This is a genomic window from Glaciecola sp. 1036 (assembly GCF_050306235.1).
Classification (GTDB): Bacteria; Pseudomonadota; Gammaproteobacteria; order Enterobacterales; family Alteromonadaceae; genus Glaciecola.
This window is the reverse complement of sequence record NZ_JBLWFH010000001.1, coordinates 243,886-270,805: the sequence shown is the minus strand read 5'-3', so window position 1 is coordinate 270,805 and position 26,920 is coordinate 243,886. Positions and strand designations below refer to the sequence as shown.

Annotated in this window: 27 protein-coding genes; 14 read left to right on the top strand and 13 right to left on the bottom strand. The window is 39.7% G+C overall.

Annotated features, from left to right (window positions below; translation table 11 throughout):
• Window positions 1-46: 46 nt before the first annotated feature.
• The 3 genes from ACNKW3_RS01285 to ACNKW3_RS01275 form a co-directional block, all read right to left on the bottom strand.
• Window positions 47-547: a hypothetical protein gene (locus ACNKW3_RS01285; protein WP_427397474.1), complete on the bottom strand. Its 501-nt coding sequence runs from the start codon at window positions 545-547 to the stop codon at window positions 47-49.
• Between the two features lie 101 nt (window positions 548-648).
• Complete coding sequence (locus tag ACNKW3_RS01280) at window positions 649-1,128, bottom strand: glutathione peroxidase (protein WP_427397473.1); 480 nt, start codon at window positions 1,126-1,128, stop codon at window positions 649-651.
• An 82-nt stretch (window positions 1,129-1,210) separates the two neighbouring features.
• Window positions 1,211-2,821 (bottom strand): response regulator, encoded by a 1,611-nt coding sequence (locus ACNKW3_RS01275; RefSeq protein ID WP_427397472.1) that lies wholly within the window; start codon window positions 2,819-2,821, stop codon window positions 1,211-1,213.
• 178 nt (window positions 2,822-2,999) lie between these two features.
• Here ACNKW3_RS01275 and ACNKW3_RS01270 point away from each other — a divergent pair, with 178 nt between their 5' ends.
• From ACNKW3_RS01270 to gmhB, 5 genes are all read left to right on the top strand, one after another.
• Complete coding sequence (locus ACNKW3_RS01270) at window positions 3,000-4,496, top strand: CoA-acylating methylmalonate-semialdehyde dehydrogenase (RefSeq protein WP_427397471.1); 1,497 nt, start codon at window positions 3,000-3,002, stop codon at window positions 4,494-4,496.
• A 16-nt stretch (window positions 4,497-4,512) separates the two neighbouring features.
• Complete coding sequence (locus tag ACNKW3_RS01265; RefSeq protein WP_427397470.1) at window positions 4,513-5,667, top strand: acyl-CoA dehydrogenase family protein; 1,155 nt, start codon at window positions 4,513-4,515, stop codon at window positions 5,665-5,667.
• 1 nt (window position 5,668) lies between these two features.
• Window positions 5,669-6,826, top strand: a complete 1,158-nt coding sequence (locus tag ACNKW3_RS01260) for an enoyl-CoA hydratase/isomerase family protein (protein WP_427397469.1) — start codon at window positions 5,669-5,671, stop codon at window positions 6,824-6,826.
• Window positions 6,819-7,715, top strand: a complete 897-nt coding sequence (gene mmsB, locus ACNKW3_RS01255; protein ID WP_427397468.1) for a 3-hydroxyisobutyrate dehydrogenase — start codon at window positions 6,819-6,821, stop codon at window positions 7,713-7,715. The genes ACNKW3_RS01260 and mmsB overlap by 8 nt, the downstream gene beginning before the upstream one ends.
• A 68-nt stretch (window positions 7,716-7,783) precedes the next feature.
• Entirely contained in the window at window positions 7,784-8,323 is a 540-nt protein-coding gene (gmhB, locus tag ACNKW3_RS01250; protein ID WP_427397467.1) for a D-glycero-beta-D-manno-heptose 1,7-bisphosphate 7-phosphatase, read from the top strand.
• Here gmhB and ACNKW3_RS01245 read toward each other — a convergent pair whose 3' ends face one another.
• Both ACNKW3_RS01245 and ACNKW3_RS01240 read right to left on the bottom strand, forming a co-directional pair.
• Window positions 8,324-9,829, bottom strand: coding sequence for a DUF3413 domain-containing protein (locus ACNKW3_RS01245; protein WP_427397466.1), 1,506 nt, complete (start codon window positions 9,827-9,829; stop codon window positions 8,324-8,326).
• A gap of 9 nt (window positions 9,830-9,838) precedes the next feature.
• The gene (locus ACNKW3_RS01240; RefSeq protein WP_427397465.1) at window positions 9,839-10,051 is read right to left on the bottom strand and encodes a DUF1414 domain-containing protein; all 213 of its coding nucleotides are present in this window, start codon (window positions 10,049-10,051) and stop codon (window positions 9,839-9,841) included.
• 186 nt (window positions 10,052-10,237) lie between these two features.
• Between ACNKW3_RS01240 and yejK the strand changes: the two genes are divergently transcribed.
• Genes yejK through ACNKW3_RS01225 form a run of 3 tightly spaced genes read left to right on the top strand, consistent with a single transcriptional unit; the run spans window position 10,238 to window position 12,937 of the window.
• Window positions 10,238-11,263 carry a nucleoid-associated protein YejK gene (gene yejK / locus ACNKW3_RS01235; RefSeq protein WP_427397464.1) on the top strand — a complete coding sequence of 342 codons (1,026 nt, stop codon included), beginning with the start codon at window positions 10,238-10,240 and terminating at the stop codon, window positions 11,261-11,263.
• On the top strand, window positions 11,260-12,147 hold the full coding sequence (locus ACNKW3_RS01230) for a hypothetical protein (protein ID WP_427397463.1): 888 nt from the start codon (window positions 11,260-11,262) through the stop codon (window positions 12,145-12,147). Before yejK ends, ACNKW3_RS01230 begins: the two co-directional genes overlap by 4 nt.
• The gene (locus ACNKW3_RS01225) at window positions 12,137-12,937 is read left to right on the top strand and encodes a M23 family metallopeptidase (protein ID WP_427397462.1); all 801 of its coding nucleotides are present in this window, start codon (window positions 12,137-12,139) and stop codon (window positions 12,935-12,937) included. The genes ACNKW3_RS01230 and ACNKW3_RS01225 overlap by 11 nt, the downstream gene beginning before the upstream one ends.
• Window positions 12,938-12,947: 10 nt before the next feature.
• Here the strand turns inward: ACNKW3_RS01225 and ACNKW3_RS01220 are convergent, their stop codons facing one another.
• Window positions 12,948-14,738 carry a M61 family metallopeptidase gene (locus ACNKW3_RS01220; RefSeq protein WP_427397461.1) on the bottom strand — a complete coding sequence of 597 codons (1,791 nt, stop codon included), beginning with the start codon at window positions 14,736-14,738 and terminating at the stop codon, window positions 12,948-12,950.
• Window positions 14,739-14,930: 192 nt separating this feature from the next.
• On the opposite strand from ACNKW3_RS01220, the gene ACNKW3_RS01215 reads away from it, so the two are divergent.
• Window positions 14,931-15,404 carry a DUF962 domain-containing protein gene (locus tag ACNKW3_RS01215; protein ID WP_427397705.1) on the top strand — a complete coding sequence of 158 codons (474 nt, stop codon included), beginning with the start codon at window positions 14,931-14,933 and terminating at the stop codon, window positions 15,402-15,404.
• A 62-nt stretch (window positions 15,405-15,466) separates the two neighbouring features.
• Here the strand turns inward: ACNKW3_RS01215 and ACNKW3_RS01210 are convergent, their stop codons facing one another.
• Window positions 15,467-16,462, bottom strand: coding sequence for an ATP-dependent 6-phosphofructokinase (locus ACNKW3_RS01210; protein WP_427397460.1), 996 nt, complete (start codon window positions 16,460-16,462; stop codon window positions 15,467-15,469).
• 67 nt (window positions 16,463-16,529) lie between these two features.
• On the opposite strand from ACNKW3_RS01210, the gene ACNKW3_RS01205 reads away from it, so the two are divergent.
• Window positions 16,530-17,375, top strand: a complete 846-nt coding sequence (locus ACNKW3_RS01205; RefSeq protein WP_427397459.1) for a DUF6279 family lipoprotein — start codon at window positions 16,530-16,532, stop codon at window positions 17,373-17,375.
• A 19-nt stretch (window positions 17,376-17,394) separates the two neighbouring features.
• Complete coding sequence (locus ACNKW3_RS01200) at window positions 17,395-18,324, top strand: DMT family transporter (protein WP_427397458.1); 930 nt, start codon at window positions 17,395-17,397, stop codon at window positions 18,322-18,324.
• On the opposite strand, the gene ACNKW3_RS01195 is transcribed toward ACNKW3_RS01200, so the two are convergent.
• Complete coding sequence (locus ACNKW3_RS01195; protein ID WP_427397457.1) at window positions 18,317-19,966, bottom strand: response regulator; 1,650 nt, start codon at window positions 19,964-19,966, stop codon at window positions 18,317-18,319. The two genes, ACNKW3_RS01200 and ACNKW3_RS01195, sit on opposite strands and share 8 nt — an antisense overlap.
• A 121-nt stretch (window positions 19,967-20,087) precedes the next feature.
• Here ACNKW3_RS01195 and ACNKW3_RS01190 point away from each other — a divergent pair, with 121 nt between their 5' ends.
• On the top strand, window positions 20,088-20,570 hold the full coding sequence (locus tag ACNKW3_RS01190) for a VC2046/SO_2500 family protein (RefSeq protein WP_427397456.1): 483 nt from the start codon (window positions 20,088-20,090) through the stop codon (window positions 20,568-20,570).
• Here the strand turns inward: ACNKW3_RS01190 and ACNKW3_RS01185 are convergent.
• Window positions 20,567-21,343, bottom strand: coding sequence for a hypothetical protein (locus ACNKW3_RS01185; RefSeq protein ID WP_427397455.1), 777 nt, complete (start codon window positions 21,341-21,343; stop codon window positions 20,567-20,569). The two genes, ACNKW3_RS01190 and ACNKW3_RS01185, sit on opposite strands and share 4 nt — an antisense overlap.
• Before the next feature lie 217 nt (window positions 21,344-21,560).
• Here ACNKW3_RS01185 and ACNKW3_RS01180 point away from each other — a divergent pair, with 217 nt between their 5' ends.
• Together ACNKW3_RS01180 and ACNKW3_RS01175 are read left to right on the top strand one after the other, a co-directional pair.
• Window positions 21,561-22,553: a rhodanese-related sulfurtransferase gene (locus ACNKW3_RS01180; protein WP_427397454.1), complete on the top strand. Its 993-nt coding sequence runs from the start codon at window positions 21,561-21,563 to the stop codon at window positions 22,551-22,553.
• An 80-nt stretch (window positions 22,554-22,633) separates the two neighbouring features.
• Window positions 22,634-22,888: an EF-hand domain-containing protein gene (locus ACNKW3_RS01175; protein WP_427397453.1), complete on the top strand. Its 255-nt coding sequence runs from the start codon at window positions 22,634-22,636 to the stop codon at window positions 22,886-22,888.
• A gap of 89 nt (window positions 22,889-22,977) precedes the next feature.
• Here the strand turns inward: ACNKW3_RS01175 and ACNKW3_RS01170 are convergent, their stop codons facing one another.
• The 4 genes from ACNKW3_RS01170 to ACNKW3_RS01155 all read right to left on the bottom strand — a co-directional run bounded on the left by ACNKW3_RS01170 (window position 22,978) and on the right by ACNKW3_RS01155 (window position 26,824).
• Entirely contained in the window at window positions 22,978-24,015 is a 1,038-nt protein-coding gene (locus ACNKW3_RS01170; protein WP_427397452.1) for a serine hydrolase domain-containing protein, read from the bottom strand.
• Between the two features lie 73 nt (window positions 24,016-24,088).
• Complete coding sequence (locus ACNKW3_RS01165; protein ID WP_427397451.1) at window positions 24,089-25,393, bottom strand: DEAD/DEAH box helicase; 1,305 nt, start codon at window positions 25,391-25,393, stop codon at window positions 24,089-24,091.
• A 67-nt stretch (window positions 25,394-25,460) separates the two neighbouring features.
• Entirely contained in the window at window positions 25,461-26,117 is a 657-nt protein-coding gene (locus ACNKW3_RS01160) for a CoA transferase subunit B (RefSeq protein WP_427397450.1), read from the bottom strand.
• Window positions 26,117-26,824, bottom strand: a complete 708-nt coding sequence (locus tag ACNKW3_RS01155; protein WP_427397449.1) for a CoA transferase subunit A — start codon at window positions 26,822-26,824, stop codon at window positions 26,117-26,119. The genes ACNKW3_RS01160 and ACNKW3_RS01155 overlap by 1 nt, the downstream gene beginning before the upstream one ends.
• Window positions 26,825-26,920: the final 96 nt, after the last annotated feature.

The window sequence follows — 26,920 nt, the reverse complement described above, 5'->3', positions numbered from 1 at the left end:
AATGGCTCTCGTTCTGTCCTTGTCTTTTCTAGCCAAAAGTATCAGGTTAGATATTTGCTATGGTTTTATATTGAACAAGCTGATGTTTAACAGTTCCGTGATGATTTACATCATCACCATGCTTACGATCCATTGCTTGTTTTATTAGAGTTTCCAGCGCTTCCTTAAGTTTTTCTAATTCAGCCTGTAGAGATTCTAGGGTTTTCTTTTGGGTTGAAGATAGTGGCTTTTGTTCTTGTAGCGCCTCAATAGCGGTTTCAGTGTCTTTAATTTCCTCTTTTATCTCATCCATTTTCTTTTGGTCAATCCCAAGTCTTTTATTCAGTGTTCTTTCAAACGCAATTTGTAAAAAGTCTTTTTCTTCGGAATGCTGATTTGTTTCAATCGTCGCTGATGTTTGCCTATTGGCGGTAACAGGTTGCCCCTCAATACTTGTTGCTTGAAGGTCGTTTGTTTGATTTATGGGAGACTGCTTTTGAGTTTGAGATAGGTTGCGCTGTTGATAGGTGTGCTGCCAATATTCATAGTTTGCTTGGGTTACAATCATACTCTTAACCATTTAAAACAAAGAAAGTGTATCACCGACTAAATATACGTCGGTGATATTGTGTATGACTAAATGGAGCAAATAAGATGCCAATGGTTAAATTAAATGAGGGCCTGAATGTCTTTGTGGATTTCTTCCGGTTTTGTAGTCGGCGCATAACGTTTGACTACCTGACCTTGTTGATTAACCAAGAATTTGGTGAAGTTCCATTTAATTCTCTTTGTGCCAAGAATACCTGGTGCCTGATCTTTCAAATAGTTGAATATAGGACTGGCATTATCGCCGTTAACATCGACCTTTTTTGATAATGGAAAGCTAACACCAAAATTCATCTCACAAAATTGTGCAACTTGCGCATCATCTCCGGGTTCTTGACCACCAAATTGGTTGCAAGGAAAGCCTAAAACTTCTACGCCTTTGTCTTTAAATGATTGGTATAAGGATTCTAGCCCCTCATATTGTGGGGTGAATCCACATTTTGAAGCAGTGTTTACAATCAATAAAACTTTACCTTTGTATGTTTCTAAAGATGTTGTTTCACCGTTGTTTTTTGTGAATGTAAATTGATAAATATCTGACATTGTACCTCCTGTTGAATTCCAGCATAGCATGGGGAGAGGTTGTAAAACGATAAATTTAGTGATTCGGATCTATTGATTGAATTTAGGCAGAAAAAGCGTCTTTAAGCATCTGTAAACGGTTTTGATTTCTATCGTTCAACGCCAGCGTACTTAATGAGCTTATGAGTTGTTCAGCTCCTATACCTTTGTATTCGTCCTGATCGCATTCATACAGACTTTGTAAAAGGTTGAGAGAAAACGCGGGAACCCCAGGGAAAATTTTATAAGCGCGATAGAAACACTGTAAGGCTTTAACTTGTTCATTTCGTTGAAAGTGTTGCATGCCTTGTTCGTTAATGGCAACCGCTCTTTCTTTCTCGATCCCCATACTGTGTTCAGCCGCTATGATTAACTCGTTATTAATGATGCTATCAATATGGTTGACTTGCTGCATCAACGCGCGATCACAGCTTTCTAGTATATCGCTGGCTTTATCTTTTTGCCCCAAACCAAACCAGACTTTTACAGCATCGATTTTAGTTACTATGCTAGCATCTTCAACTCTATGCACTTGCTCATTTGCCACCATCAGCTTTTCAGCTTTCGACATATCATTTTCCATCAAGTGGGCTAATGCAAGCATATAATCACGTTGCATTTCAGAATGCCGGTCAAAAATATTTCGACTGGCGCGTCCGATTAATTTTCTCGCCTGCAGTAGTTCAATATTTTTTTGATGGGTTTCTGCAAAGCTTTCTGCTAAGTGTAAATGATATCGAGCCAATTCCATGGTGTAATCTACCATTCTCTCTCTAATTGATAGATTACTTTGCACTTTGCGTTCTAATAATCGAACCGCTTCTTCAGATTTTCCTTGTGATTCGTAACACAGGGTTTTTAATCGGGTAGCTTGAATGCTTAGGTCGCTTTCTTTAATTTTATCGAGGTAAGCTTCGGCTTTAACATAGTTTTGCTTGCCCATTTCTACACTGGCTAACCATTCATAGGCTTTATCTTTGGTTAAGCTTTCTTCAACCAGACGATCGAGCATATCTTTACAGTTTTGCCATTTTCCAGTGAAGAAATTACTTTTTATCAACCCCCAATGTGCCCAAATTACGTTTTGCGATTTGTCTAATACCTTAGCGTATAACTCAGACGCCACCTCGTATTCCTGAGCCTCTACTAAAATTCTCCCTTGAAGCTTTAAAAAATCCGTTTTGAATCTTTTATCAATACCACTTGCGAGTTTATCAGCTAGATAATCTAGGGCCTTTGCGTAGCGTTGATTATTTAAATATTGAAGGGCCGGCAGTATTTTCTGACGCACTTTAATATAGTGGCTCACCGAAGATAGTAAGTTTCGAATAGTGTAAGGTTTTATGATGATAATGTCGGGATATAAATCGAGGATCTGTCCAATGGTGTTAGGCATAGAATCTGAAGTAATAAACACCAAGCCAGTAGAAGGCTTTAAAAGCTTGGTTTCACGCAAAGTGCTTATCCATTCAGCGCCACTTTTATCTTGACCTAAATGGTAATCGATAAAAATGATATCAAAATCTATTAAACGCAAACCATTACGCAACTCTTTGCCGTTGCTATAACTAGCAACGTCAAATTGTTGTAAGCTCAGAAGGTGGCTTCGTAAGTTAATTCTAGCGGTTGCGTTATCTTCAACAACCGCTAGCCGTAATGGCGTTAGTTGATTCACTTATTTTGTATTTAGTTTTAGTAGATCCTTGTTTTATTAGCGCCCAATTTTTTTTTAACTTTAGTCTTAATTTGCTAAATCTAAATCTGAATTAATTGCAATAACAAAATATTTACAAATAGGGGTACTATCATTTATAGTTGACGTTAACGTAAAGGGTAGTTTTTAGGTTGTGCAAATGACAGTAAACACAGTAAATCAATTTATAAACGGGCAGTTTCTGCCGGGAAATGGTAGTCAAAACATTCAGGTTACCAACCCCGCTAACAATCAAGTAATAGCAGAGATACCTGTCAGTACAGAACAGGATATGGAATCGGCCATTGCCGCAGCAAAAGCTGCTTTTCCAAGCTGGAAGAAAGTCGCCGTCTCTGAGCGAGCACGCTTGATGCTAAGGTATCAGCATATTTTAAAAGAAAAGCATGATGAAATTGCTAAAGTACTAGCCCAGGAAACTGGTAAAACGTTGGAAGATGCGAAAGGTGATGTGTGGAGAGGTATTGAGGTTGTCGAGCAAGCTTGTAATGTTGCCAGTCTCATGATGGGCGAAACAGTAGAAAATGTGGCGACCAACATAGATACCTATTCTTTGATACAGCCTTTGGGCGTTTGTTTAGGCATCACGCCTTTTAATTTTCCAGCAATGATTCCCTTATGGATGTTTCCGTTAGCCATTGCTTGCGGCAATACTTTTGTTCTAAAGCCGTCGGAACAAGATCCCAATACGCCTATGTTACTGGCTGAGCTATTTAAACAAGCTGGGGCACCAGACGGTGTATTAAATGTGGTTCACGGCGGTGCTGATGAGGTAAATTATTTGTTGAATCATCAGGACATTAAAGCCGTTTCCTTTGTCGGCTCAGTCCCAGTTGGTCAGCACATCTATCGCACGGCAACAGCGAACATGAAACGGGCGCAATGCTTTGCTGGTGCTAAAAACCATTCTGTGGTGATGCCAGATGCCAGTAAAGAACAGGTGCTTAATAATTTAGTTGGGGCATCTGTAGGCGCAGCCGGTCAACGATGCATGGCGATTTCTGTTGCTGTATTTGTGGGTGAAAGTCAAAAATGGATCTCGGAACTAGCGGATAAAATTTCCAAAGTGACGCCGGGTCTTTGGGACGATCCTAATGCGGGTTACGGCCCTTTAATTAGCCCTCAAGCAAAAGCTCGAGTTTTATCTCTGATTGAAGAGGGAAAAAAAGAAGGTGCCACCTGTTTACTTGACGGTTCTGAATTTAGTGTTGAAGGATATGAATCTGGCAACTGGGTTGGTCCCACTGTTTTTACAGATGTCACTACAGACATGCAAATATATCAACAAGAAATTTTTGGCCCTGTGCTTTGTTGTATAGGCGTAGATACGCTTGAACAAGCTATTCAACTGGTAAACGCAAACCCTTATGGCAATGGTACTAGTATCTTCACCGCCAGTGGTGGCGCAGCTAGAAAGTATCAATCCGATGTGGAAGTAGGTCAGGTAGGTATAAACGTACCTATTCCTGTACCCCTACCGTTTTTCTCATTTACCGGTTGGAAAAATTCTTTTTATGGCGATTTACACGCCTATGGAAAGCAGGCGATTCGTTTTTATACAGAAACCAAAACCATCACGGCACGCTGGTTTGATGAGGGGCAAGAAACCGGTCCAAACATGACGATTAATCTTCGATAGTGAATAAGGAGTACTTATGAACTTTGAGTTATCTGAAGATCAAATTGCCTTTGCTGAAACGGCAAAGCAGTTTTCTGAACAAGAATTAATGCCAAACGCCGCTCAATGGGACAAGGATCATTATTTCCCGGTAGAAGTAATAAAAGCGGCGGGAGATCTAGGATTTTGTGCTTTATATACTCCAGAAACGGAAGGTGGTTTGGGATTAAGCCGCTTAGATTCTTCGATTATATTTGAACAACTGGCTATGGGCTGCACCACCACAACTGCTATGCTCACTATTCACAATATGGCAACTTGGATGATTGCAAATTGGGCTAGTGCACAAGTCAAGTCAACATGGATGGAAAGCCTGGTAGCAGGCACAGCAATTGCCAGTTATTGCTTAACTGAACCTGGCGCTGGTTCTGATGCGGGGTCTTTGCGTACTTCTGCCCAACGGGATGGTCGAGACTACATCTTGAATGGTAGCAAGGTGTTTATTTCTGGTGCAGGGGCGACTCAAGTATTAGTCGTTATGGCCCGCACAGGTGGTAAAGGTGCTTCTGGCGTTTCTGCATTTGTAGTTCCCGCAGACTGTGATGGAATTTCATATGGTAAACCAGAAGAAAAAATGGGTTGGAATGCGCAGCCTACCAGAATGATTTCTTTTGATAATGTGCGTATCCCACAAGAAAATCTATTGGGAAATGAAGGTGAAGGCTTTAAATTTGCAATGCAAGGACTAGATGGCGGCAGAGTTAATATTGCTACTTGTTCCATTGGAACTGCCCAACAAGCACTCAATACAGCACGAAATTACATGCATGAGCGCCAACAATTTGGAAAGTCTTTGGCTAATTTTCAGGCATTGCAGTTTAAACTTGCCGATATGGCAACTGAGCTGGTCGCTGCTCGACAAATGGTGCGTTTAGCCGCAACTAAAATAGACAATAATCATCCAGATAAAACCACTTACTGTGCAATGGCAAAGCGCTTTGCCACTGACGTAGGCTTTGAAGTCTGTAATCAAGCATTACAGATTCACGGTGGTTACGGCTACATAAAAGAGTACCCCCTAGAAAGACATTTTAGGGACGTTAGAGTGCATCAAATTCTTGAAGGTACTAACGAAATCATGCGAGTAATCATCGGTCGACGATTGTTAAGTGACGAACGAGAGGTTTGCTGAGGTGTCTGGTCAAAATAAAGTACTGAGTGAGCGAAAGAGAAGAACAGATGGTAGCTCACTACTCATTATCAGTTTAAATAAGCCTCAAGCACTAAATGCTCTGGATTTGGATATGGTGCAGGAACTGCAGCGCTTATTCGATGCTGCACGAAATGACGACAGTGTAAGCATGGTGTTTATACAAGGTAGCGGCGAAAAGGCGTTTTGTGCCGGTGGCGATGTAGTTAGCATGTATAAAGCCATGCAACAAGAAACCCTTGAACCGAACAAAGCGCCAAACTTTATTCAAGCTTTTTTTACTCAAGAATACCAACTCGATTACTGTATTCACTCTTTTCCTAAGCCAATTATTGCTTGGGGTAACGGCATAATTATGGGCGGCGGACAGGGGGTTTTTGCTGGCGCAGATATCAAGATTGTCACAGAATCCGCTCGAATCGCCATGCCAGAGATTTCCATCGGATTGTTTCCCGATGTAGGCGCTAGTTATTTCCTAAATAAATTAGATAAAGGAGTAGGTTTATTCCTAGGTTTAACTGCCTCTCATATTAATGCTAATGATGCTTGTGCCATGGGGCTGGCGACACACAAAATTTCGAATGAATTTAAGGATGAATTTATCAATTTGCTGTTACATATGGAAAACGCTGATTTATCTGATCTACACCTACTTGCCAGTGAAGTCGCTGCTAATTGTGCATTTAATTCTCGTCCTGCAATCATCAGTGAATACATTGACAGTATAGGTCAGCATTTAGGTGAGGTTGTTAGTGCTGAACAAGCGCATCAAGCATTGGTTGAATGGAAAAATACCTGTGAAGATAAATTTATTCAAAAGGCCGTAAATAATTATGCTTCTGGCTGTCCAACCACCACATTAATTGTGTACGAACAACTTAAACGCGGTAGAAATTTGTCGTTAGCTGATTGTTTTCGCATGGAACTCAATATTGCGATGACCTGCGGCTACAAAGGTGAATTTCAAGAGGGTGTAAGAGCTTTGCTGATTGATAAAGATAATGCGCCTAAATGGCGTTACGAATCAATCGCAGAGGTCCCTGCTTCTGAGATTGAAGATTATTTTAATTATTTTAACCAGCGTAGTTTGGGGCATCCGCTAGCAGCATTAGAACAACAGTTTGGAGAATATCATGAATAAGATAGCATTTTTCGGACTCGGCAACATGGGTGCCGGTATGGCAAAGAACTTACTGGAAAAAGGATTTCAGGTCAGTGTGTATGATTTAGTGCCTGAAAATGTAGCGCATATGGTTGCCTTGGGCGCAACAGGTGCCAATACACCAGCTGAAACAGTCAAAGACGCTGATGTAGTAATTAGCATGTTGCCTGCAGGAAAGCACGTGATGCAGCTTTATTTTGGTGAGAACAATGATGGTATCGTTTTTTCTGCTAAACCCAATACCTTATTTATTGATTCCAGTACAATTGAAGCCCAAACCGCAAAAAAAATAGCGTCTGGCGTAATTAAGCTAGGTCATAGATTTTGTGATGCGCCTGTATCTGGAGGCGTTGCAGGCGCCGCTGCGGGCACATTAACCTTTATACTCGGCGGATCTGAGCAAGATGTTGCTGAGGCAAAGGCTGTACTAGGTGCCATGGGACAAAATATCTTTCATGCTGGCGATATAGGGGCAGGACAAATCGCCAAAATTTGCAATAACATGCTATTGGCAATTTTAATGACAGGAACGTCCGAGGCATTGCAACTCGCCATTGATAATGGATTAGATCCCAAAGTAATGTCACAAATTATGCAAAAGAGTTCGGGAAGTAACTGGACGTTAGAAAAATACAACCCATGCCCAGATATAATGCCAAATGTACCCTCCTCAAATGGTTACCAAGGTGGTTTTATGGTGAATTTGATGAATAAAGACTTAGGGTTAGCGATGGATACAGCTGCACATACCCGTTCTACAACTCCTATGGGTGCTTTAGCCAAATCTTTGTATCAAATTCACGGTTTACAAGGTAATGGACAGAAGGATTTTTCTAGCATCTTTCAAATGTTTACGCCTAAATCTTAAGCTTATGGTTGTCATCTGATTATGTGCCATGTAATCTTCTTTTTTGTAAGAAATCAGGTACAAATTAGATGACGCACCAACCAGAAAAGGCATTATTTTTAGATCGCGATGGCGTGATAAATGTAAATCACGGCTATGTGTTCAATCAGCAAATGTTTGAATGGATACCTGGTATTTTCGAGCTAGTAAAACAGGCCAAACAGCAAGCTTATCTGGTAATTGTGGTGACTAATCAATCTGGTATAGGGCGAGGTTATTACAGTGAACAAGATTTTCAGCAACTAACTCAATGGATGCTGAGTGAGTTTGATAAGCAAGGATGTTCGTTAACTGATATTTATTATTGTCCCCACCATCCTAAAGATGCGCTCGGAATCTACAAACAACAATGTGATTGTAGAAAGCCTGCTCCAGGGATGATCAATCAAGCTGTAGCGCAATATTCGCTCAATCCTGAACACTGCGTCATGGTGGGAGACAAAGCTGGGGATATGCAGGCCGCTTTTAGCGCCCAAATAGGAAGACGAATCTTGTTTTCTGAGGATAAATCTCAACAAAGCAAATTCCAGACGGAGCAAGTGACCTCACTTGCTCAAATTCACTTCTAATTACTGAGTAAAATTCTCTAGATGCTTAATGCTGCGAGACAGCATGTTGGTATCAATATCCAACAATATAAGTTCTTGAGTGGGGATATCGATCACTTGGTGGCTGCCATCAATCGCCACTTCGGTCAAATAGGGATATTTTACAATAATTAAGTTATCTTCTTTGGTTGATACCAACCAGTTGCGTGAGGGTGATTGAAGTGCTTGTCCTGTAGAATAACGGTTTACCTCAGCTAAACACCCAAACTGACTTAGTACTGTAGGGGCAATATCTTCATTGGTCGAAATAGAATCCGTTGGAATGAAGTTTGAAAACAATTGAAAATGCTTTGCCTTTTGAGGTTGAGCGATCACTATAATCGCGCTTTGTTCTGACAGATCGTCAAAGGTTATCGAAGCTAATTGTTCACTAGAAAGCACGGCTAAAAACAATCCTGAATCATTGTTTTGAATTGCGTCCTTAAAACTTACAAAGCTTTCATTTTCGATACTGTCATCACTTTGTGCTGTATAAGTTGCATTTGGCACTTTAAACGCATCCAATAGATCTATCATCACAGGTGCAACTGTGGTTAGATCGGCCATATTCTTTGGCATGCCGTATTGCAATTGTCGCATAAAATCTTGGCTTTCTTGTTGGGTGACCAAGTGATATTTGTTGGCGTCTAGTGCGTTCAAATTGGTAAATTCAGCTGTCTCCAATGAAGCTAACACCACCATCTTTACGCCATCGTTTACGCTACAGTAAACAGGTTTTGGTGGGTACATGAAGCCGCTTCCCACCTGATATTGTAATTCTTCTTGTTGTTCTCTGACATCCAAATCAAGCAGCCCGTATCTCGCCATTAATGTTTTAGCGGTAGCGGGGTAAGACAGAGGAAACATGTTGTCTTGCTTTAAAATTGGAGTATAAAGTTTGGCATCTGCCCAGACATGAATGCCATGACTAGATACAAAACAAATCACTAAAGCGGTAATTAAATAAGGGGTGAACTTAATGCGCTGAATGCGTTTTAAACGTTTGTAAATCGCATTAGCAATGACCAACTGCAACATTAACCAAATGATAAATAGCAACACTAAATAAAACCATTGCAACCAGCCAAAGGCACTGACTTGTACCTGAGTCTCTGAGCGTAACAACTCAGCAGAGCTAAAACTAATATGAAAACCCGTCTGGTTATAAATTAATGCGTCAAATGCCAGCAAGGCTAAGCCTATGGCTGCCAGTGTGGAGGCTACGCCTCGCAAAATACGCATATTGGTGACTTTATAGCAAAGCGGCAGAATTAAAATAATAAAGCCTAAAAATGTAATAAAGCTTGTATGGCCTAACCAAGTCGTCAGCAAATAAACAATACTAATGGGAGTAGTGGTGATAGGAGTTGAAAATAAATAGATAGAGGAAATTGCCGTGGCAATAAAAATATTGGCTAGGGTATACCAATGCCCCCAACTAACCTGTTCGGTAATTTGCTTCCTGCGCGGAGTTTCAGTGTAAATCATATTGGCTTTTTAATTTGTTGTTTTTTTTAACACGGAACAAAACTGTTCAACCATGTTAGCCCTATTATTCTCATTAACTTGATTAACAAAAATATTTGCTACTAGATTGCCAAGGACCATCAAAGATAAGTCTCTGTCGGCTTCGTGCTTTTCTAACGTGATAATTATATCCTGCATTAAGGATTCGAATTTTTCATCTGAATAGCGCGAATTTACTGGCATTATTATTCCTGATTTTTACCGCAAAAATAGTTACAATCGTATCCTAATAATGAATTAGGTCGAAACATCATTGACTTAGTATAAGGCCTTGAAAAGCTAATCACCAACATTTGTTGTAGATTACAGAAGTTTAGGGACAGTTATGATGAAAAAACAACCAATAACAAGAGAGTGAAAGAATTTTACATGAGCACTAAAGTAGAACAGTTTGTTGTCCACCGCATATTACTTACCAATGATGGCAAACTAAATTTTCTACCCAGAGGTAGTGTGTTTGAGGTAAACGATCAAATTGCCAACTTGGCGAGTCAACTGCATTCCACATACAATCAAAAACCAGGCAAAGGTGTGGGAGGATTTGCAGAAGAAAATCAAGAGTTTAAAGACTTATTTCAAAACCTCATTTCTGAACAATTGGATTTTCATGAGTTTAGTTTACAGGCTGGAAAACGGCTACTGAACACAATTGTTGAAGAAGGTATGGTGGAAACAGGTTTTGTGATTTTCAGTCAGTATGAATATTTGGCTACCAAATATTTGTTAATAGCCATGCTGGATACTAAAGAACATGTTGAGGTTAATCAATATTTGGAAATTAACCAGAGCCAGCATTTAGATCTGAGTAAAATGCAAATCGCGGTGCGCATTGACCTCACAAGTTTTGAAATACAACCTGAAAAAAATCGCTATATTAGTTTCCTCAAAGGGCGAATGGGGAGAAAGGTTGCAGATTTCTTTATGCAGTTTATTGGTTGCGAAGAATTGGTGGATATTAAGCAACAAAACAAACAGTTGGTTCAGCAAGTGGATGAATATCTCGCTGTAGAGCAGTTGGACCCTGATGAAAAGCACCAGCGTAGAGACGCGCTAGCAGACTACTATAAACAAAAAGTGGATTTGGGCGAGAATATTCAAATCGCAGAGCTTGATGATGTTTTACCCAAAGGAAGCGATAACGAACACGCTTTTTCTCGCTTTGTCGCAGAAAGAGAAATCCCGTTAGAGCAAGAATTCCAACCTGACCGTAGTATGCTAACCGCAATGAAAAAATTCAGCGGTGCTGGCGGTGGTGTAAGCTTCAGTTTTGATCGCAAGTTGTTGGGCAAAAGAGTCATGGTAGACTTACAAAGCGATAAAATTACCTTGCAAGGTATTCCACCCAATTTAAAAGACCAATTACTCAAAGCTATTACTCAGGATGACAATGAATGAAGCTGTTTGTAAATGATCTAACCGTCATGGATTTCTCTTATTTATGTCCTGAAAGAGGCATGGTAGGAGAAAGTTGGATTGTTGATGTAGTGCTAGATGGTGGTTTAAATGACGAAAGCATGATTCAGGATTTCGGCATCGTTAAAAAGCAACTAAAACGCTTAATGGACGATCATGTGGATCATAAGTTGGTGGTGCCTGCAGATTTTTCAGGTACACAAGTACATCATAATGAGCAAGATCAGAGAGTAGAGGTGTTGTTTACCCCCGCAAACAATGCCATAGCACCGATCTATTTAAATTGTCCGCCAGAGGCATATGCTTTTGTATACTCAGATGCCATTGATATGGCATCAGTTGTGGCATATTTAAAAGATATTATCGCGACCCATTTACCCGAAAATGTGCAAGGTGCTGAACTTTATTTACGCGCAGAAAAGATAGACACTGCGTTTTACCATTACACTCATGGCCTCAAAAAGCACGACGGAAATTGTCAACGAATTGCTCACGGCCACAGGTCAAAGATCCAAATTTTTACTGATAATTCTCGTAATGCGGAGCTAGAGGAATATTGGGCCAACAAATGGCAAGATATTTATATTGGTAGCTCTGAAGATTTAACTAATGTGGATCAGATTACTCGTCAGTTGTCATGCAGTGACATTGGCGATACTAGTCATTATGCTTTTCAATATGAGGCGTCTCAAGGTCAGTTCTCGCTAATAATTCCCAAAAGCATTACTGATGTAATTGCATTTGATTCAACCGTAGAGTGCCTTGCTCAGCACCTTTATACATCAATAAAAGCAACTACCGATGGGCCAATTCAAGTTTGGGCGTATGAAGGTGTTGGAAAAGGAGCCATTGTCAGTGAAGACTAAGATTTTTGTTTTGTTGCTTGGTATGAGTTTTCAACTTCTGGCCGCAAACCCCATGTTAATGGGAGAGTTAACTCAAGGAAGTATGATTAGAGGAAAAGTATCACCGGGTACTCAGGTTTGGCTAAATGATAAGAAAATAGAAGTTAGCCAAGCAGGTGATTTTGTGTTTGGGTTTGGTCGTGATGCCAAACTCTCTCATAAATTGGTTTGGCAATCGCCTGATATGACCGAAGCAGACAGTATGCCGGTTAAGATCTCTCAACGAGAATACAAAATCGATCGTATCGAAGGTGTTGCGCAAAAGTATGTTTCCCCCCCAGAAGAAGTATTAGAAAGAATAAGAGGCGATAATCGTGCAATTGGCAATGCAAGAAAGACTTTTAGTCAACGCACTGATTTCTTAGATGACTTTATATTACCCGCTCAGGGACGCATCTCAGGGGTATACGGGAGTCAACGGGTGTTCAATGGCGAACCAAAGAGACCACATTTTGGATTAGATGTCGCTAACAAAACAGGGACGCCTGTTATTGCTCCTGTTGGAGGTGTGGTCACTCTGGCTGAAGACGACATGTATTACTCAGGCGGTACTTTGATTATTGATCATGGCTTTGGTGTTTCTTCAACTTTTATTCACCTGAGTAAAATTCATGTCGAAAATGGCCAAACAGTAAAGCAAGGTGACTTAATCGGTGAAATTGGTGCTACCGGAAGAGTCACAGGCCCACATCTCGATTGGCGAATAAATTGGTTCTCTGAGCGACTAGATCCCCAATTATTACTCAAGTGATATATTGTCTTTATTGCGGTTTGCTATAAAGCCAATTTTCGAAGCTATTGCTATCGGCAATTTCAATAAAACAGGTATCTGGAATTGCCGGTTGAATGGGTAACGATAGTTCAATCAATCTCCCGTCTCTTAACACCTGCAATCGACAATCACTGCCGGCTTCTAGTCGACTTATCTCTTTCAAAAGATGCTTACTATTCGTTTCCCAATGATTAATTGCAATAATGAGATCATTTAACTGCAATCCAGCTAAATTAGCTGGTCGATGGGCGAGTACTTGGGTCACTTTAGTGCCCACAGCCTGATCTGCCAATAAAGCACCAAAATCGTGATGATATTGCAACTCACTGCTTAGGCCGCCTTTATCTTCATTCCCGTTGCGGAAGCGAAGTTGCATTTTAAGTCCAATAGATTCAAGAAGATTGAGTAAAGGTAAATCCATGGTTGAATCAATGGCCACAGAAAGAAAATCATCGAGATTTAACCCTAAATATTGTTCACAAAGTTGATGTACTATGTTGTCGGGTGTGCCTATGTTTTGTTTGCCGTAGTCCAGCCATAAATGTTGCATTATGTTGTCTAAGGATGATTTTCCTTCGCTCAATTGACGAATTTGAATATCCAAAGCAAGCGCAATAAGGCCACCTTTTAAGTAATAACTGACAATATGATTGACTGAACTGGCATCTTGCTTATAGAACTTGGTCCAGGCATAAAAACTGGATTCGGTAACTGATTGCAACTGTCTTCCCGGATTGCGCAATAACCTAGTGATGTTAGTGCCTAAAATCTTCGCGTATTCCTGTGGGCTGATAACCTTTGTGCGCGCTAGAGCAACATCATCGTAGAAAGAGGTAAATCCTTCATAGATCCATAACTGTCGCGTGTAGACTTCCTGACTAAGATCAGGAGTTATAAATTCTTCAGGTTTGTTGCGCTTAACATGCCAAAGATGGAAAAGCTCGTGAGAGCATAAACTTAAAAAATCTCTGTAGGCATCATCAATAGAGCCTGCTTCGCCAATTTTAGGAATTCCGTCTCTTGCATATTGCAATATGGTAGATGCACTATGCTCTAAACCACCAAAACCATTTTTACAAATAAGGGTGATAAACCAATATTCAGGTACCGGCATTTCATTAAAAAGTGACATATGATGACGACAAATGGGCGTTAAATCCTTGCAAATTCTTGCTAGGTCGTAATCCTGTTTGCCAGTGAAAACCATATGAAAGGTAACTCCATCTACATTAAAGGATTGACGAGTAACGTCACCAATAAGAATAGGGTGGTCAATCAACTCCAAATAATTATCACAGGCAAAATCGCGAATATTGTCTACATCTTGAGAAGCTGATATAACAGGCATTGAGGTTATGGTTTGCCAAGCCTTAGGGAGCTGTGACTTGTCTACAATAACTTCATGGCGAGCATCTTTAAATTCTTCAACACACAAAAATACACTGGTGCCATTGCAAAATGCATATTGATCTGTGATGTAGGCACTTCGTACGGATAAATCGTAAGCGAAGACTCGATAGCCTAATGTAATTTCACCTAGCGCTTGTTGGTTTTTTCGACTGATAGACCATTGCTGCTTGTCTATATTATTGATTTCTACTTCTGCATCTTTGCTGTGCACAGACAATATATTTCGGGCAAAATCTCTGATCATGTAGCTGCCGGGGATCCACGCTGGTAATGACAGCTTAAGTTGCGTTAATTCTTCTGCGTCAATGGTAATTTCAACATCAAATAAATGGGAGTGGGGATCTTGAACCGACAACTTATATTTAATCATAAACCCGTGTTTTCCTTTAATTTCTATGCTCACATGGTATCAGTCTGGTCTAATTTACGACAGAGCCATAATAAAAAATAATAAGATATTGTGGAATATTGGTTGTACTGTTTCACTGCTAGTTGTCAGCTACTGGTTTGTCCTGTAAACTAAGTGTTAAAACAATGATGGATTATTAACATGAGAAGTCAGATGCGCGAAATCGAAAGGCTCATCAGTCACTACGGCGAGAGTCATAAGAACAAAACCAATATTTTCATTCACGCTATTGCAGTACCTAGCATTTATTTAGTGACCATAGGTCTTATCTGGTCTATTCCAGTATTTGAGTTTATGGCAGAAATGAACATTACTTGGGCCCACGTGTTGGCAATTCCCACGCTGATGTATTATTTCAAATTGTCAGGGCCCATAGGCGCGGCCATGACAATACTTACCATTGCAGTTTTTGCCTTCTTATATTGGCTAAACTATGCGCTTATTGGAACCGGGTATGCTGTCTGGGAATTCTGCTTGGCACTATTTGTAGTAATGTGGATTCTGCAGTTTGTCGGACATAAAATAGAAGGTAAAAAACCATCATTTTTTGAGGACTTAAGGTACTTACTGATTGGGCCTGCTTGGTGGTGGGTGCATTGGTTAAAACGAATGAATATTCAATACTAAACCGCTTTGATTAGAAACCCCAAAATGCATATTTTGGGGTTTTTTATTTGTTCAAATAAACCCTAGGCTAATAAAGTTATTTTATCCTGCATAGATAATGAATAATGGTTCAAAGCTTTACGCTGAATACTTGCATCATCTAAAGAAACAGCTGCAGGGTAGCGATGTTGAATACCCGCCATAACCGCTTTTTTACCTTCTAACGCTAATTCTACTGCGTAAGTGCCTAACTTGGTGGCCAAAATTCTATCTTGCCATACAGGCGATCCTCCACGCTGGACGTGCCCTAAGGTGAGTAACCTTACATCTACACCAGATTCACCTTGTAGTGAATCAACCAAAATATTCACGCCACCAGGCCATAAATTCTCTGTAATAACGATAATGTGGCTTGAACTTGCATTGTTTTTACGACGTTTTTCCAGCTTATCTAATATTTTGACCAATTCTTCTGCCGCTGTAGTAAATGTTTCAGGTAAGAGCACGTGGTCTGCACCCGCCGCTAAGGCAGAATTCAGCGCAATAAAGCCCGCATGACGTCCCATAACGTCTACTACAAAAATGCGTTCAAAAGCTTCTGCTGTATCACGGACCTTATCTAAACTTTCAACCGCTGTTTGAATGGCGGTGTGATATCCGATAGTGTAATCCGTTCCCACAATGTCGTTGTCTATGGTACCTGGTACGCCAATGACTGACTTATCCCAGTATTTTTGCAGAGCTTGTACGCCTTTAAATGAACCGTCGCCACCAATAACGATTAATCCATCAACGTCGAGGGCTTCGAGGTTTTTTACTGCGGACTGAACGTGCTCATCATGTTTAAATTTCTCACATCGGGCGCTGTGCAATATGGTTCCGCCGCGCTGGATAAGGTTGTAAACCACTGCTCTGTTAAGTTTAATCCATTCGTTTTTTAATAGGCCGTTATAACCATGCTTAAATCCGATAACTTTTATACCATGACTTTCAGCAGATAAAACTATAGCGCGAATAGCAGCATTCATCCCTGGTGCATCACCGCCTGAAGTTAACACTGCGAGTTTCTTAATGCTCATGTGAAACCTTTTTCGTTTTTATTGTCGTATATAGGATAGCAAAAAGGGAGTCAGAGAAAATATCCTAATGAAAAAAATAATATTTTTATTTTTACTGGTCTTAAGCCTCGCGGGATGCTCAACCAAATTTACCTATAACAATATCGATTGGTTAATTTATTGGTATATCGATGATTATATTGAGTTTACAGATGAGCAAGAGAAAGCGTTTGATGTGAAATTGAGTGAGTGGCTGACTTGGCACAGACAAACAGAATTTCCATTGTATCTAGCGCATATCGATGAGTTAATCAAAGACATCGAACAAAATGCGCTAAGTATTGAGCGTATGGAACATCACACCGAAAAAGCGCGAGAACACTGGCAAAGATTAAGAGCTAGGGTTGCGCCTGACTTAGTAGATATGTCGTTTATGCTCAGCGATGAGCAAGTGGTGTATTTGTTTGCTGCGTTAGAAAAAGACCTGCAAGAAGAAGCAGAAGAGTATCAAAAGAGACTTGAAAAAAGTGCTGATAAACGCAAAAAAGAATGGATATCGAGAAATGAAGATAGTCTAGAAGACTGGTTTGGAAGTTTAACTAGTGAGCAAGAAAGTTTTATCAAAAATAGTTACCAGAATTTTTCACCCACTAGACAATTTTGGATAGATTATAAAACAGATTATCAGTCAGCATTACGTAAAGCATTTGCATCACGTGATCATAATCCAGAATTTAAAACAGAGCTGGAGTATTTATTAACTAATCCAGAAGTTTACCGAAGTGATGCATTTATTATGGCGAGTGAACAAAATACCAAGCGTTCCCATGAGTATTTATTAACACTTTTAACCCTTTCAACTGAAAAACAACGAAAAGAATTGATTGAACAAATTAACGATTACCGTGAAGATATAGTAGATTTGGCTGAATAGGTCTCGTTAGTAGGTTTATATGATTAAGCAACTAAGCCCATCCGTGATGGGCTTTTTATTAGCACTTACCACTGCTTTTATGTGGGGCGTTTTACCGGTTTTTTTAAAAGTTCTTTTAGTCGACATGGACGCTTTTACAATAACCGCGATTCGCTTTATTTTTGCAGGCGTTTTTGTTGCTGTACTTCTCTTTTCCAACAAGGCTTTACCGAGAATTCGTCAACATCATAAATGGGTGTGGATTATCCTAGGTTTAAGTACCTTGATGTTATTAATTAACTACGTTTCAAACGTAATTGCCCTGAATTATATAAGTCCCTCAACGGTTCAGTTAATTCTCCAACTGGCTCCCTTTATCTTATTAATTGGTGGTGTGGTGCTGTATAAAGAGAGCTTTAGCCGATTACAGTTAATCGGTGCCTTGATGCTATTTTCTGGCTTAGGGCTATTCTTTAACCAACGAATCCCTGTCATATTAACCTCGACCACAGAGTCCATAGAAGGTGTGGTATTGGTGGTGATTTCAGCGACTGCTTGGGCCATGTATGCGTTGTCACAAAAGAAGTTGTTAGCTTCATTCACCAGTAGCCAATTAACCTTACTAATATATATTATTGGTACTATTTTCCTATTGCCTTTTACTCAATTTAGCGAAACCTTAGCACTAACGGGATGGCAATATTTTGCATTAATATTTTGCTGTTTGAATACTCTGATCGGCTATGGTGCCTTCACTCATGCAATGCAAATATGGGATGCCTCTAAAGTCAGTGCGATTTTAGCAACTGCCCCAGTTTTTACCTATTTGAGCAATGAAATAGCGATAATGATAGCGCCAGATATCTTTTTCGATCCTCAGTTGGATGTCTGGGCGTATATTGGTGCTCTGTTTATCATTTTAGGTGCGATGTTAGCGAGTATTGGCAAGGCCAAGCCTAAGGTTAGTTGATAATTTCTTCGGCGTCTTTGTGCATATTTTGAAATTTTTGCTTATGTATTTCTTTTAATGGCATAGAACTAATAAAGCGAAAAATTTCTCGAACTTCTTGAATGTGCCTACCTTCTGGTTTTTCCGTTGATTTAACCAAACGAATCAAGGATTGTAGTAAGTTTAAATTCACGCTGATGTTCAATGGACATATTTGCTTGGCAGTAGTGAATTCTTGATAAGCTTCTGAAAAATTTCCCTGACTGTACAAGGCAATGCCTTTCTTATTTGAACGCACGTAGGCAATACGTTTACTTTTGGCGTTTTCTAATTCTGATTCTATGAGGTGACGTATAGCCAAATCTGTTTTATCCGCGTTGTCCCCTAGAAGTTTAACCAGTTTATTCGCTTCTTCGTAATCTCCCATATCAATCATCAGTTTTAAACTATCGGTAGCCATGGGTAATGGGTATTCGGTAAACTCTTTTTCGATGTTAATTTGCGTCTCTTCAAGGGTTCTTTTGGCTTCTGTTTGTTTACCTTCTAACAGTTGCATCCGCGCCTGTATTAAAGATTCAAAAATTTCAAAATCAAAGTCATCTTGTTTACCACCAGCAAACTCTTCATTGCGTTGCATCCGTTGCATAGTTAACGACGTTTCTTGCATGAAGCGATTCTTTACTTTTTTATCAGTTGTATGCTCTGCTACATCTAGAATACTGCGAACATAACCGCACATATGATTAACATTTTTATGTATTGAGCGTTGGGATAATTCGAATATTGATTTTGCACTGGACATGGCTAATTCAAAATCTTGATTTTCTCTGGCTATTCGACAGACGTTAAAGTGTCGATCTATGGAAAGCGGGGATATTGCCAGGGCGTCTATTATGTATTTAAGTGCTTCTGGTTTGCGGTCACTTGCTAAGTAAGCATCTGCTACTATGTCATAGGCCTCTACGGTATTTACTGATTGTTGAATAACTTTTTTGCCGATTTCTATAGCCTCATCGTATTGTTTTAAATATAACTTGGTTTTTGCCATAGCACAGGTCGCCCATAACATAGGTCTATCGTTCAAGATTTTAGTTAAAATACTTTCAGCGGCCTCGAACTGATCTAACTTCCAATACAGTGACACCAATAATTTAAGCAGATGAGCCGTGTATCTGGGTTCTGTGTCTAAAAAATGGCGGCAGGTCTGAATGGCAAGTTCGTATTTTTGGTGGTCAATTTGACTATATAAAGCGGAAAGGGTAGCGCGACGTACTGAGGCTCGGGCGATTCTAGCATTCAGTTGGGCTTGGGAAAATGGCTTAATAAGATAGTCATCGGGTTGTTTTTCTATTGAGCCAAGCACCATTGAGCGACCACTTTCGGCACTGATCATAATAAACACAGTTGAAGGTTTAATTAACTGATGTTTTCTCAATTCTTCTAAAAATTCGAAACCGTTCTTTTTGTTGCTACCTAGGTGTAAGTCACTGACGATGATATCGTACTTGTTTGCCTTGCACGCTTTTAAGCCGGCTTCTGCCGATGATTCAGTAGTGATTTTTTTTGCGCCAAGACTAGTTAATAGCCCTCTTAACAGCATTAAGAAAGGGCGCCTATCTTCTATCACTAAACAACGTTTTTCAGAATAATTTAGTTTTTCCATGAAAACGAATAGCTACCTTAGATCATTAGCTGCATCACTGAATGACAACAGTATATTCAAACCCCTTGAACTTCACTGTCACTTGCCGATATATATTCATCAATTGGTAACAAAGATCAAAATGTCTGAATTCTTAAATATTGAAGAGTATAGAAATGTGCAAGTGCAGGTTAATGCACATCTTGCACAATCTTCTCAACATGGTACTGCAACACTCAACCTATTTAAGTGCATCTTATCAGACGCTCTCACTACTGATCATATTACAACCGATGAGGGTGTGGATATTGCGTCTACACACCTTAATATAGAAAAACATACTCAATATACTTTAGTTGCAGATTCAAAAAGTTACACGCAATTTAATATAATTAATAAAGCTATACATCAGGGGCGTCTGGATGATGCAAGGTTGTTAAACGCAATTTGGTCTACACCCTTGTCTCAACAGGATGATCCGAATCATCTACCACAAAAGGTAATTAACAACCTTTCTCACTACGCTCAGCGAAGGTTAAATAAAGACGCTGATGAATTTGATGATTCAACCACTCTAGAGCAACCAACAATGCTTTACGATATTCTAGAAAGCCTGCCTGACTAAAGGCATCTTTCCGGAAAATGATACAGAGTATTTGTGCATGTCTGACCTTGCTTAGCATTGGAACAAGTTCTTGAACTGACCGATCGAATACAGTAATCGTTAAAACCATCATCTGCTTGATTTGTTAGAAAATTAGAATCACTTAGACCTTCTCCAATATAGCGCCCCCACGGAGCTTCATCAGCAACCTTCTTTAGAATTTCCCTTAAGCATAAATTGTCTTCTGGTGTCGTATTGCTGACGTCATTTACTATGCCGTTAGGCATTGCATTATCAATTCTAATTCCTTGTATTTTAGAGGCATTTCGGTCGAGAAATAAATTAACCAAGTAAGTATTGCCAGAATCAAGCATGTTTTCCTTTAATTCAAGATCAAAAACAAGCTTAGTATCACCTCTGCCAATAATGGCTACAATTGGATGTCCTTTATCGTTACTAATAAGGTTAAAGCCGACACCTGATGGTTCGCGGCTTTGTTCTAATTGAAAGCCGTAGTCGTTAAGAAGTATGCTATTTTCTTCGGTTAACGTTTTTTTATTCTTTAATCTTTCAATTACTAAAGATTCTACAATATTTTCTATTTTAGATTGGGAACTTTGATTTCTAAAATATTCACTGGCCACCTGACATCTAGCAGTTAAATTACTGCTCGATTCATTTGATTGGGAAGAGGAGTAATCTTGACCCTTGTATTCTTCGAGGTAAGTTTCCAAAGCGAATGCACTTGCACTAAAGATTAGTGTAGTAGCAACATATAATGTAAATATCGTCAAATTTTTAAAACCAAGTTATTTATTAAGTACATCATATAGCTGATTACAAAGGCATTCAACGTAACCCCTGGGGTTAAAATTTATTTTGGAGTTATGGTGCGAGTAGCTACTTTTTTACTCGTAACATCGACAAGTCCTCGAATATCCACAATTTTTGTGGTAGATTACGCGCCGCAATTTTGCATTGGTTTTACGTTCCAACAAGCAAAGGAAAAACATGAATAAATATTTAGTATGCGCGATGTACAAATTTGTCGCGCTCGAAGATTATAAGCAAATACGCGCTCCGCTGCGTGAATTTATGGAATCCCATAATATCAAAGGCACACTGTTATTGGCCAAAGAGGGCATTAACGGCACTGTGTCAGGCTCGCAAGAAGACATCAATGCTTTGTTAGCTTATTTGAACGAAGATGACAGAATTTCGCCTATTTCTCACAAATTTTCTTGGCATGATGAACAGCCTTTTTACCGCACTAAGGTGAAATTGAAAAAAGAAATCGTCACTATGGGTGTTGAAGGAATTGATCCTTTACAAGTGGTTGGTACTTATGTGAAACCTAAGGACTGGAATGCGCTTATATCTGATCCTGAGGTTTTTGTTGTGGATACACGCAATGACTACGAAATTGAAATCGGTACTTTCAAGCACGCAGTAAATCCACATACTGACTCTTTTCGTGAATTTCCTGAATATGTTGCGCAAAACATGGATCCGGCTAAGCATAAGAAAGTGGCGATGTTTTGTACTGGCGGTATTCGATGCGAAAAATCTACCGCTTATATGAAATCTCAAGGGTTTGAAGAGGTTTACCATTTAGAAGGCGGCATACTTCAATATTTAGAAGATGTACCTAAACAAGACTCTTTGTGGGAAGGCGACTGCTTTGTGTTTGATAATCGCGTAGCGGTCAACCATGATCTTGAAAAGAGCGATTATGATCAGTGTTATGGCTGTCGATTGCCAATCACAGATGAAGATAAGCAAAGTGAGTTTTATGAAGCTGGCGTTACTTGTCCAAAATGCTATGGCACCCATACTGACGAGCAATTAGCACGCTTTAGAGAAAGAGAAAAACAAGTGCGGTTAGCCAAAGCACGTCAACAAGAGCATGTGGGCACTGAAGCGCGTGAAATTATGGAGCAAAAACGTCTTCAGAAAGCACAAGCGCAACGCCAAAGAGCCCTTGAGAAAAACCAACAGGACTAAAGTTTCCTTAGTTTTTAATGGACACTGCCTCGCTTATCAGTTTACACTACGACCATTGGTAACCAACTGGAGTTGAGTTGATGAGCGAGTCTACAGCCAACAAAATGACCGAAGAAGAAATTGCGTCAATCAGAAAGGATTTTGACTTTTTTGATCGTGACCAAAACGGTCAAATCGAACTAAGTGAATTTATAGATTTATTGACTATTTTGTCACCTAAAACCAAAGCAAGTCACGTTGAAGAGGGCTTTAACTTAATTGATGAAAACGGCGACGGTTACATCGATTTCGAAGAGTTCTTACATTGGTGGCAAGAGTGTTGGTGGGAATACTAAGGTAATAAAATACCTTTCTTATTCTTAGATTTATAAAAGCCTCGCACCTATATAGGTTGTGAGGTTTTTTTATGAGGTTTTTCTAGGCCTTATTGTGCCTTTTTTTGTTTAAGAATTTTTACAATGCGATTGATGTTAATTTCAGATAAATTCCAATTATAACCATCAAAGTTAGTGGTGTTGGTGAACTGAACAACGACGGTATCAATGTCTTTATGGTATTCAGCTAGACTTTGGTAGCCAGGGACTAAACCACCATGTTCATAAACGTAAATAGAAGAATAGATTTCTTGCTCACCCGGTTCAAATACTGAACCATCGTTTAGCGCGCGTAAAAAAATACCGACATCTTGTGCTGTTGCTAGCATGCCGTTTTCGTTGGCTTTGAAATCTTCTTCTATGCCTACATAATAGCCACTCATTACGTCATCGAGATTCACTTCGTTTATAGTGAAATAGGTGTTTTTTAAATGCAGCGGACTCAATATATTATCTTTTATATATTGATGATGGCTATCACCCGTTACCTTTTCAATAATTTGGCGTAGCAATAAATAGTTGGTATTGGAATACTCGTATCCTTGATCAGGTTCAAAGCTTACAGGCAATGCTACAGCAAATTCTAGCGCATTATTGCCATTCTCTTGTTCATTTTCCCAGTAAGCAGGGTTGTTGGTAAAATTAGGAATACCGCTGCGATGTTGTACCAACATTCTTACGCTTATTTGGTCCGCAAATTTAATTTTGCCCACATATTCTGGAAAATGATCAGCCACAGTATCATCCAAGGAAAGCTGTTTCCCATGGGCCAGTTTGGCAATAGAAACGGCTACGTAGAGTTTACTTATACTGGCAATCTTAAATAACGAGTGGGGATTTACGGGTGTTTTTTTGTTTCGGTCGTCAAAACCAGCGGTGTAAAATGCGGGAGGCTTTCCTGCTTGATCAACATAAAGAATGATCCCGTCAAAACCATAGTCAATAGCGTCTTCAACTTGAGCTTGTACAGTTTCGGGTAGAGGTGAAATCCAGGCTTTTACCAATATCCAAGGCACATAAAAAAGCGAGATAACTGTCCCTGTTAATAACAAAATTCTCACTATTAGTTTAAGTTTGTTGTTTTTCATATGCTCCCTCATTTAATTATAAAGATATAATGGCTAAAGACCTCTAATCTGATCAAGTCGCCACTAAACTCTTTTAGCGCTTTTTAATGGGTATATGTCCGACATCTTGCATCGGGGTTTCCCGTTTCGCATTCTTCTTTTTTGGTTTGTTTTGAGCTAGGGAAATGGTTTTTTTTATTATAGCTTTCTGGGGTTTATTCTTAGATTTGCTGTTAGGTTTGGTGGTAAACCCTTTAAATTTAGCTTTTAAACCTTCTACTGTGGAAAATGTAAAAGATTGGCCTAAACGTTCTTCAATAGCGCATAAACTCCACCAATCTTTTTTACCGACTAATGAAATGGCCGAGCCAGTGTCACCGGCACGACCGGTTCTACCTATGCGGTGAATGTATTCATCAACCAGTTTTGGAAGGTCGTAGTTAATCACTAAACTTACGTTTCTAATGTCTAAGCCTCTAGAGGCTAAATCGGTAGTAACAAGAATATTTTTCTTGTTATTGATAAAGTCTGCTAGCACTGCATTACGTTGATTTTGTAGCATTTCTCCGTGCAGATAAGCACTTTCATGGCCATGTTCGTTGAGCAGTTCACTTAAACGAAGGGTATCTTCTCTGGTAGCGGTAAAGACTAATGCTTGGGCTCTACCTTCTAATTGGCTAAGCGCCAAAAGCAACTTATCTTTATGTTCTACATGATCAGCAAAATAAAAAGACAGGCTAATATCCACATGAGGCGTACTTGCTTGGTCAACTTCAATACGCTGGGGATCTTTTAATAAAATAAAGGTCAATTGACTAATATCGGCTGAGTCCATAGTTGCTGAAAACATCATCGTTTGACGTTTTCTATGATTAGCCTGTTCGTTGATTAACTTTAATTGCTGATGAAAACCCAATTCCAGCATTCTATCTGCTTCGTCCAACACTAATAATTCTAGGCCGTTAAGAAATAGATGTTTAGCCTCTAAATGGTCTGCCATTCTGCCCGCGGTTGCCACAATAATATGAGGATTTCGTCTGAGTTGTTTGGCTTGAGTGTTAAAGTTTTCACCGCCGACTACCAAGCTGGCATTTAGCTTTGTTGATTGAATGAGCTTTTTGGCCACACCAAAAACTTGTTTAGCCAATTCTCTGGTAGGCGCCAAAATCAAAGCGCGAGGGTCTTGTTTACTTAGCGCTTTTTGGGTTAATAGTCGATTAATTACCGGCACTAAAAACGCCAGTGTTTTACCTGATCCTGTTTTAGAAGCCACCATGAGATCATGGCCTTGAATGGCTTTTGTAATTGCGGTTTCTTGGACTGGGGTTAATGTTGAAAACCCTTGTAAATCCAAAGATTTAAGCAGCTTATAGTCTAGATTAAGATCGGTAAATAACAAAAATGGCGCTCTAAGTAATACTTTTAAGCGCCATTATAACCTGTGCTAAAGATTAGCTAAAGGTAAACTATACGTTCATTTCAGGAATTTCACCGTCGACGACTAATTTACCAGCAGTTTTCTGTACAATTTCTTCTACTGACACGCCCGGAGCTCTTTCTTTCAAATGGAAAGCACCATCCGCTACTTCTAATACAGCTAAGTCAGTAATAATAGACGTGATACAGTTAACACCTGTAAGGGGGAGAGTGCATTCTGACAACAATTTTGAATTGCCATGCTTATCAGCGTGGGTCATGGTTACTATAATATTTTTAGCGCCGGCTACTAAGTCCATAGCTCCGCCCATGCCTTTGACTAATTTACCTGGAATCATCCAAGAGGCGATATTGCCATTACAGTCAACTTCAAATGCGCCTAATACTGTAATATCAACATGACCACCGCGGATCATAGCAAAGCTTTCAGCTGAGCTAAAAATAGACGCGCCAGTAATTGCAGTAACGGTTTCTTTCCCTGCGTTGATCATGTCAGCATCCACTTGATCTTCAGTAGGATACGGCCCCATTCCAAGCAAGCCATTTTCAGATTGAAGCATAACGCTAATGTCGTTAGGGACATAGTTCGCTGCGAGGGTAGGAATGCCTATACCTAGATTCACATAGTTGCCGTCTTTAAATTCTTGAGCAACACGCATTGCGATTTGATCTCTAGTCAACGCCATTATTTTGCCTCCTTTGCCAATACTTTACGTTCGATACGTTTTTCAAAGCTACCTTTGATAATTCTATCAACATAAATGCCTGGGGTATGAATTTGACTTGGCTCTAATGTGCCAGGCTCAACAATTTCTTCAACTTCTACAACAGTGATTTTTCCAGCTGTTGCCGCCATAGGGTTGAAGTTCATCGCTGTGTGTCTGAACATACAATTACCGTAACGGTCTGCTTTCCACGCTTTTACGATGGCAAAATCGCCAACGATGCTTTCTTCTAAAATATAGGGACGCCCCGCGAATTCTTTGACTTCTTTTCCTTCACCTACAGGCGTACCGTAACCAGTTGCAGTATAAAAAGCAGGAATACCAGCACCGCCAGCGCGCATTTTTTCTGCTAACGTACCCTGTGGCGTTAGTTCAACTTCAAGCTCGCCATTTAACAGCTGTTTTTCAAACAACGCATTTTCGCCTACATAAGAAGATATCATCTTCTTAATTTGCTTGTCTTCCAATAATAATCCTAACCCGAAACCATCAACACCACAGTTATTTGAAACAACTGTCAACCCTTTGGTTCCCATGCGTTTGATTTCAGCAATTAGACCTTCTGGAATCCCACACAATCCAAAACCACCGGCAATTACTGTCATATTATTTTCAAGGCCTTGCATCGCTTCGGCATATGTATTTACGACTTTGTCGAAACCCGACATAGAAAGCTCCTAACGTTTTATTAACATATGCAAAGTATTCATTACTTGATTAGTTTTGTAAAATTAATTTAATATTGATATTAATAAAAATAATTT